The sequence below is a fragment of the Synechococcus sp. ATX 2A4 genome, assembly GCF_024346375.1.
GTDB lineage: Bacteria > Cyanobacteriota > Cyanobacteriia > PCC-6307 > Cyanobiaceae > MW101C3.
In genome coordinates this window covers 1-7585 of record NZ_JAGQCV010000025.1, presented here as the reverse complement: position 1 = coordinate 7585, position 7585 = coordinate 1, and the positions used below count along the sequence as shown (strand labels likewise).

Sequence of the window (7585 nt, the reverse complement as noted above, 5' to 3'; positions counted from 1 at the left end):
CGCAGCACCTGTTCCTCACCAGCCTGCGCACCACGCCAGAAGCGCTGCTGCAACTGGTCCGGGACCGCTGGAGCATTGAGGGCTGGCACTGGATCCGCGACACCCAGCTCCACGAGGACGCCCACCGTTACCGTGGCAATGGCGCCGGAGCCATTGCCACGCTGCGCACCGCGGCGCTGAACCTGCTGCGGCTGGCCGGCTTTCAGTCGGTTCGAGCCGGGATGCAGGCGGTGATGCACGACATCACGACACTGCTGGAGATGGCACGGCGACAACCGAAATCAGCCACTTGCTGAGACTTTGAATCAGCCCTGGGACTGAACTGAGGTGCGCAGGTTGTTTCCAGCTCTTCCCATGGCATCAGTGAGGAGAAGAGCACCCAGCGGTTCTCCGGATCCAATGTGCCGCCGAAAGGCACATGGAACTCCTCGATTGAGATCTGCCCGTTATGGTGCTTCCGGTACATCTGCGACTTTCAGCAGTTGTAGCAATCGTTGATTGCCCTGATCGAGGCCAGTTTATCGACTCTCGATTGCTGAAACAAGCTGCGCCGCATTGGATCAGCCATTTTCAGTAGACCCGACTTAAGCTGCAGAAACCATATTGGGGATTTCAGTAAATGAGCAAAGCAATGCGCGCACCTGCAATGCTTGCAAATGGAAGTTTGAGTTAAACTGGCCAAAATTCGCGGTCCAGCTGGAATCCGATCCAGTGTGACTGCGGTATGGCAAGTCAGCGACGCTCAAGCGCTTCAATTCGTTTTTCTTGCTCAACGACAATCCTTAGCAGCAGTGAAATCACTCCCCCTGAAATGCTCTGCTCGCTGACTGTGTCAGCGGACTTGACAGAATCTTCTGATGACAGTGTCGGCTGTCCATGGCGTTCTAGCATGGCATTGACCAGTTTGGCGTCACCTTCAAGAAGCATTGTGGCAGCGTGCAACTCCTTAGATGATGGATAATATTGGGAAAGAGAGTCAACTTTTGCTGAAAAGTTTAGTAAGCTATAACGGCTGAGCAGAGAAGTGATCGTGTTTGGTAGCACTGGATCCGCAAATTGATTGTTGTAGAGTGCGTAAAGGGCAAAGGGAGCGTCGGCTGGGGAAGCATGTACTCTGTTCGCGTTCTTCTTCGGAATTAATTCACCGCAACCTGGCAGTCTTGAAATGAAGTCGTGGGTTACATCTGGCAGGATGTCGTAATTAATGATATTAAAAGACTCTGGAAACGCCTGATCCCAGTGACTCAGTTTTCTGCCATACGAGAGATAATTTCGCTTATGGTTAACCCATTCAGAAAACCCAAGGACTCTGCCTGGGTTGGTCTTGTGTTTGACCCCCCACTGCTTGTAGGCTGATAAAGAGTAATCTCTAATATTTCTGGCATACGCAAATAGGCTGACATCTGTTCCCAGGTTGAGATGGCATGACTGCAGCAGTGGTATGTATAGATCTGGCCGCTCGTGAATCGATTCATTACACCATATTGCCACATGTCCAGGCTTCAGGGTTGCTAAAGCCTCGCGAAGGACCTGATCCATTTCCTCTTTAGCTTGAGGTATTCCCATGCGCTGCAAAGTGCCGGTCCCGGTTTGATCCTGCCATGGAAAGCGATGAGTTGTCGGCGCATGCTCAAGGTTTATGCCCCAATAATGGATGCCTCGTGCAACCAAGTCTTCCTGATGATTCAGAAGATAATTCTGTATTGCTGTTGAGCCGGTTTTCCCTGTACCAATATGGACAAAGAGACGAGACATCTGGGAAAAGTCAGGTGAGTGGGGAAGGAGTTGGTCGGAGGGCAAGGAACTCAATGTCGGATTATTCAAGTAACCACAAAGTCTTTTCCTTTTATCTGATGATTGTATGAGATTTGGTGGATGGATGGATGGCCGCAGCGGTTAGACGCATTTTCTGTACCCGGGAAGCGCAATCTAGCGGTTAAAAATGCTTGCCATATAATATATGGCGTCATGATGGTCGCCACTTGGGTGACTTATCCTTGTCACGGTAAGCATATCGCCCTGATCGGAGCTTATCAAGCCCCCTCCCGTCGTTGCCTTTTCGAGGCTGATCGCTGAATTCAATGAATGGATCCTCCTTCGTTTTGGGGTTGAAATTCTGAGCTGGTCGTGGTCAGGTGGATGTGACGCATTTATCCTACTCATCCTCTTGAATGCTAACACGCTACCCTCGCGGAGCCTTCTCTATTTCGTGGCCTCTCCATTGCGTAGTGAATCGCCGTCCCATGTTCAAGGACGCTCTCGTGTCTGTTCTCCATGCCTGAATCATCTCTTCAGTTGAATGTTCTCTTGGTTCATGATTTCGCCAAATTCTAAACGTGGTTCGTCCGTGGCCTCGATCTGACTCTCGAGTCGTGTTCTCGCCAATTTGTTCTTCCTATTGGCTGGTTTCATCGGATAGCCTTGTTGGTTGCGTTCCTATATCCTTGCTCTTGGTTACTCTGGATAATTCCAGCCGTTATGGCTACAAAAAAAACCTTCGACATGCTTACACCTCCTGTCTGTGTAGCGAACCTTTCGTGGATGGAGCTTTTATCACGAAGCTCATTGGAATGACGCTGGCTTTCCCGCTTCAATGACTTCTGTCAGCTTACATTCAGTTAAAGCACCTGAGTGCTGTCGATGTCATTGCTTACCTAGGGAAGCTCTGAGCAACAAGCCCGTATAGAGCGGCTTGAGCGTCATTTGATTGTGGTGGAAAGCTTCAGCGCAGATCGAGCGTCATTCGGCCAGATCTCGCCAACTTTTGGCAGAAATCTCGACCAATTCCGGGCAATATTCACCCAGGTAGGCACACGTCTCCCATATTCACGTCTTGCATAGCAACAGATGACGAGCCATGAACAGGTTTGCGAGGGCTGCCTGCACATTCACCTTGCAGCTGTTCTTGAGCATGCCGCGCAAGCGGGTCTTTTGAAAGCCGAACTGCCGCTTGATCACGCGGAATGGATGCTCACCTTTGGCGCGGATGTGAGCCTACTGCAAGCAGAAGCCTGCGGCTTGGCGGTCTCGATCAGATCATCCAGCCGCCCTTCCGGTGTATCGGGTAGAGCCCGCCGCTTCCCCGGCCGCATTGCGACGCGGAAGCCGATGGCCTTGCCTTTCATCTCTTCTCGCTTCTCAATCCCTTGGTAGCCGGAATCGGCGTAGACCACCGTCTCCCCTCCGTGCAGGAGCTCTGAGGCAGTGGTCAGGTCATGCACGTTGGCAGAGGTCGTTTCGATCGAGTGGATCAGGCCGTTGTCCTTGTCCACACCGATGTGGACCTTCATGCCGTAGGCGCAGCCTTCCGCGAAGCGGTGATACCACTCGTTCCCCTTCTTGGTCTGGTGCATCTCAGGATCCCTCTCACCCTTCTTGTTCTTGGTGGAGCTGGGAGCTGCGATCAAAGTGGCATCGATGATCGTGCCCTGCTTCATGGCCATGCCGTTGGCTTTGAGGTGAGCTTTCACCGTCTCAAAGATTTGCTTACCGAGGTCGTGCTTCTCCAATAGATGGCGGAAGCTGAGGATCGTGGTTTCATCCGGAATCCTGTCGCTGATCAGGTCAATGCCTACAAACCGGCGCATCGTCGGCACCTCGATCAGTGCGTCCTCCATCGCTGGATCACTGAGGTCATACCACTGCTGCATCAGGTGAATCCGCAGCATGGTCTCCAACGGGTAGGGAGGGCGGCCGCCTTTGGAACCGGTCTTGGGGTAGTAGGGCTCAATCAGATCGATCAGCGCCTTCCAGGGAACAACGGCCTGCATCTGGCCAAGAAAACGCTCCCTCTTGGTGCGTTTCCTAGCGGTGGTCTGCTCGTAATCACCGTAGGCGGAGCCTTCCGCGAAGCGGTAACCGAGTTGCTTGCCGCCCATGAACCCAGCCATACCAGGCGATCACAGAGACTTTGTCGCGTGGTTTGGCCGGGTTATCCAGAGTTTCCCTAGTCGATAGTGACTTTTGTTGTCACTGCCTTGTTCAAGTCCTTGATCCTTCTTCTCCCAGCTGAATTCCGTGAGATGATGCCCAAGATTCGCTTGTTTTGCATGGGCAATGCCTTGGCGATTATAGTTGCGCTGTTGTGTTTCTCGGTTATTGCCTTTAGCCCTTGAGCATAAGGGTGAGTTGTCTTGCGTCCCCAGGTCTACACCTCGGCTTTTTCTTTGACATCCCCTGACTTCCTTCTTCTTGCTCGCTACCTCAATCTATGTCAAGTAGGCTCGGTTTGTTGCTGCGTATGTGTCTTGTTACATGCTATGCTTCATGTTAAGACAATGCACATGCGGGTGTGGTGTTGTAGGTGTCGAGAGTATTGCCTGCATCGGGTATCCTGAGGTTGTTTGCGGCATGAGAACTGCTTCGCAATAATTCGCTTTCGCATTGCTACTTGATTGTGTCATCGTCTTCGAGGGGTTGTGTTTCGCAAATACCGGATCTACTATTTCGTATCCTTGAGGCGATGCGGCGCCTCATTTTTCGTTTTGTTGCTTGTTGCGCCTGCTTGATGATTCCTCTGCCTTGTTCGTTCCAGTGGGGGATCGCAACTTCAAATCCGTCTTGTCTACAGGCCTCAGCTTATTGTGCTTGGTACACAGGTCAACAATCCTGGTTTCACGCATTATCAGGGAGCTAGCGTTGTCCATTGACGCCAAAGTCTATCCATTGATGTCATCCGTTCTCGTTCGCTGTCTTTTGGCTCCACCATAACAGTGTGGACACGCATTGCCAGTTCGAACCAGAGCTCAGCATCCTCATCAATCACCCAACCTGGGATCTCCGAGTCAGCTCGTTGCCGATGCAGCCGCGGATTAATGATGCTGGTTGCGTTCATTTGCCACCCTTCCTTCAATTCCATCCCTCCGGCTGCCCTTTCAATGGTCTTCTTGCACCGCTTAAGCACGGCTTTTGGATCAGCCAGCATTTGGTAGTGGTCGACAATCACTCGGTCCAACCCGCGGCTGTGCCGTTCGGCCTGGAACACATGTCCCAACCAAAGTAGAAGCCCCTGCTTCTTCGGGGTACCCTCTGCCACCTCAAGTGATGCTGCCACTTCTGCGGGGTGGCGAACTGGGAGAAAGACCACGCAAGAGAACAGTCCAGATTCGAGCCAGGGTTGCAGCCCTGGCAGTAGCACACATAGTCTTGGATCCTTCAGCAATGCATGCCCGCCGGCAGGGAAGCTTGTGCACAAAAGGTTCAGTAAACCGATTCGCCACTCGCGTGCTGCGATTTGGTTCACTTCCCAACCATGGCCTGTCAGCGTCTTTGCGCTTGCCCATTCCCTACCAAGATGATTCAGCATCTTGTCGTTCAGCTGCATCGCACCCATCGATTCCCAGTAGCCGCTCGGATTTGCTGGGGTGGCTGGCATCAGATCTCGTGGCGCATCGAGACCGGCCTGCACCAGTAATCCACTGAGGGCTGATGTGCCACTTCGATGCATTCCGAGCACCAAGATCAACTGGGCTGGGAGGTTCCCGCGCTGTTTTGCGAAGGCCAGGTCGAGCTGGCTGGCAAGGATCTGCCGGAGATCTTCAGCTTGGTCAAGTAGGTGATCATGCCAGGGAGTAGCGACTTGAATCCCAGCCGTCACGACTGCGTTGATGCTGCTGGAAATGGCCTGGCGAATTGTTGCACAGGCGCTTTCGTTTTGGCCTGTGAGAATGTTTTCCTGGCTCAGCGCCAGCAGGCTTCGACTGAGGGCAATCGCGCAGGCTGACCGAGGGGCGTGGTGACTCAGTGCTAAAAGGCTAGCTCGTCCACTATCAGGCTCCTGCAGTGGTGAGGTGCATAGGGCACGGAGAAGAGCCTCGGCAAGTGATTTCTTGGATGCGGTGCCCTGCTGGCTTAGTTGATCTAAGGATCGCCACGCACCCTGTGCCTGTAGTTGCAAGGCTTCTAGAATAGTAGGCTCTTTGCTGAGAACTTTGCCGCTCATGGGTTGACCATCAGGCGTGTGAACATCTCCTTCAGTAACTCAAGATGTTGCGCTGTTTGTCTAGACTTGCTTGCTAATAGTTCCAGCCTGCTTGCATCATCGGCTCTTCCAGCCCGCAATTGCTGTAGTTCGCTCTGTACCCCGCTGAATTGCAGATCTACCCCTTCTCGTATGCCGTGCACAACGAAGTGATTCAGGAGATCTTCGTCCTTGTAGGTCGCCATGTCAGGCCTTTTCTCTCGGTACGCGGTATATGGAAAAACGTGCCGTAACGCCATCACCAATTCTTGCTGGCGTCTGGCATGTAGCTTAAGTTCGCTCTCATGTTGCTGTCGCAGCGTCTCTATTTCCGCCTGCTGACGCATGAGTTGCGCCGCCACCGGATCACGAACCCATCCCAGCTGTACCTGAGGATCCCTTCGGTATCCACGCTGCTGCAACCAGGCATTACATGCTTCTTCCCAGAGTATGTTTACCCTAGGACCCTGAAGTTGTATGCGTTCGATTCGTTGCAACCACTCGCCTGCTCCGCAGAGGGCTTCAATGGGGTCGCACTGAGTAAGAGTAAGATCAATCCCATTTTTCCCATCATTGGCGGCAGGCCATTCATTGAGAATCTGGGACAGGGTGGTTGCTTGGATGATCTCCTGGCGATCCAGTTGAATATTGGGGTATTCGAGCTTCCAACGCTCAGGTCCGATAATCCCGTTTAGACGTGAATCATTGTAGCGAAACCAGACGACTTCAGCCTGGTGACTACCGGCCAGTACGGCCTGACTCAGCACCACAGGGAAGGCGCTCTGGGTTCTGTTGAGCTGCTGCCTCAGCTCATCGAGCTGCTCGTTTTCTGCATTGACAATCAAAGTGGCCTGATCCGGGTCGCTCGGCAACCGGCTCACCCCCACCAGAACGCGAAGCGGAGCAGGATCGTTCATTCCGTGAAGCCCACGGCTGGAAAGCTTAAGGGCTTCTGCGGCTTCGTAGAGTGCTGGGATGTGATTCGCAGCGACTTGTTGTACTGGTCTTCCCCGTTTGCCCTGTGCGGCAAGGTCCATGAACATTTGGCAGCAGCTGGCTTGGAGCGGTTTGCTGGCCAGCTTGAGCAGCTTCCCCCAGGAAGCGTGCTAGTGTACAGTACACCTGATCTCATTTTTACCGATCGCGTCGATCAGTCATCTGTTGCGGCTGGTTATGAACTTTTGCGGCTGCATGGATCCGCACATCGACTCATATCCGACTGGCGTCTGTTAGGTCTAGATCCTGAGGCGATTGCGGGCTGGGCAAGAGGAGAACATGCATGCCCAAGTGCTAGTGGTACCCCTCCGGGAATGTGGGACCCCGTTCAGGGGCTCATCCTTAGGTCACTCATCGAGCTTACACCTGAGTTGCTTGATGGTTACCTTGACCTAGAACTCCAAGCTGAGCTGGCCCACTCCCCGGCGGATACCAACTACGCGCAACGACTTCTGCCCAGCCAGCTGGTTGATCAGGTTCTAAATGTCTGGTGGAGCCACCAGGATCAACTGCACCAGGTGCATGCAGCGTTGGAGCAGTCGCGGCAGGAGGTGGCAGCCGGAGCGGAGCAACTGGCGGAGCGCCAGCAGCAGCTGGAAGAGCATCAGGCCCGTCTGTTGTCACTGGAGG

The 7585-nt window shown here is 53.3% G+C and carries 4 protein-coding genes and 2 pseudogenes; 2 read left to right on the top strand and 4 right to left on the bottom strand.

The window, feature by feature from the left end; genetic code table 11:
- Positions 1 to 296 (top strand): annotated as a pseudogene (locus tag KBY97_RS14510) (transposase); the annotation flags it as partial.
- A gap of 436 nt (positions 297 to 732) precedes the next feature.
- Here the strand turns inward: KBY97_RS14510 and KBY97_RS14505 are convergent.
- From KBY97_RS14505 to KBY97_RS14490, 4 genes and pseudogenes are all read right to left on the bottom strand, one after another.
- Positions 733 to 1755, bottom strand: coding sequence for a hypothetical protein (locus KBY97_RS14505; RefSeq protein ID WP_255148041.1), 1023 nt, complete (start codon positions 1753 to 1755; stop codon positions 733 to 735).
- A gap of 1071 nt (positions 1756 to 2826) precedes the next feature.
- Positions 2827 to 3878: pseudogene (locus KBY97_RS14500) on the bottom strand (IS5 family transposase).
- Positions 3879 to 4624: 746 nt separating this feature from the next.
- The gene (locus KBY97_RS14495; RefSeq protein WP_255148039.1) at positions 4625 to 5941 is read right to left on the bottom strand and encodes a sulfotransferase family protein; all 1317 of its coding nucleotides are present in this window, start codon (positions 5939 to 5941) and stop codon (positions 4625 to 4627) included.
- Positions 5938 to 6876, bottom strand: coding sequence for a hypothetical protein (locus KBY97_RS14490; protein WP_255148036.1), 939 nt, complete (start codon positions 6874 to 6876; stop codon positions 5938 to 5940). Before KBY97_RS14490 ends, KBY97_RS14495 begins: the two co-directional genes overlap by 4 nt.
- Positions 6877 to 6879: 3 nt before the next feature.
- Here KBY97_RS14490 and KBY97_RS14485 point away from each other — a divergent pair.
- On the top strand, positions 6880 to 7585 hold a 706-nt coding region (locus KBY97_RS14485; protein WP_255148034.1), incomplete at its 3' end, for a hypothetical protein.

Bases quoted from the DNA above. Each gene is read 5' to 3' on its own strand.
- KBY97_RS14505 (WP_255148041.1), bottom strand. From the start codon at position 1,755: ATGTCTCGTCTCTTTGTCCATATTGGTACAGGGAAAACCGGCTCAACA.
- KBY97_RS14495 (WP_255148039.1), bottom strand. From the start codon at position 5,941: ATGAGCGGCAAAGTTCTCAGCAAAGAGCCTACTATTCTAGAAGCCTTG.
- KBY97_RS14490 (WP_255148036.1), bottom strand. From the start codon at position 6,876: ATGAACGATCCTGCTCCGCTTCGCGTTCTGGTGGGGGTGAGCCGGTTG.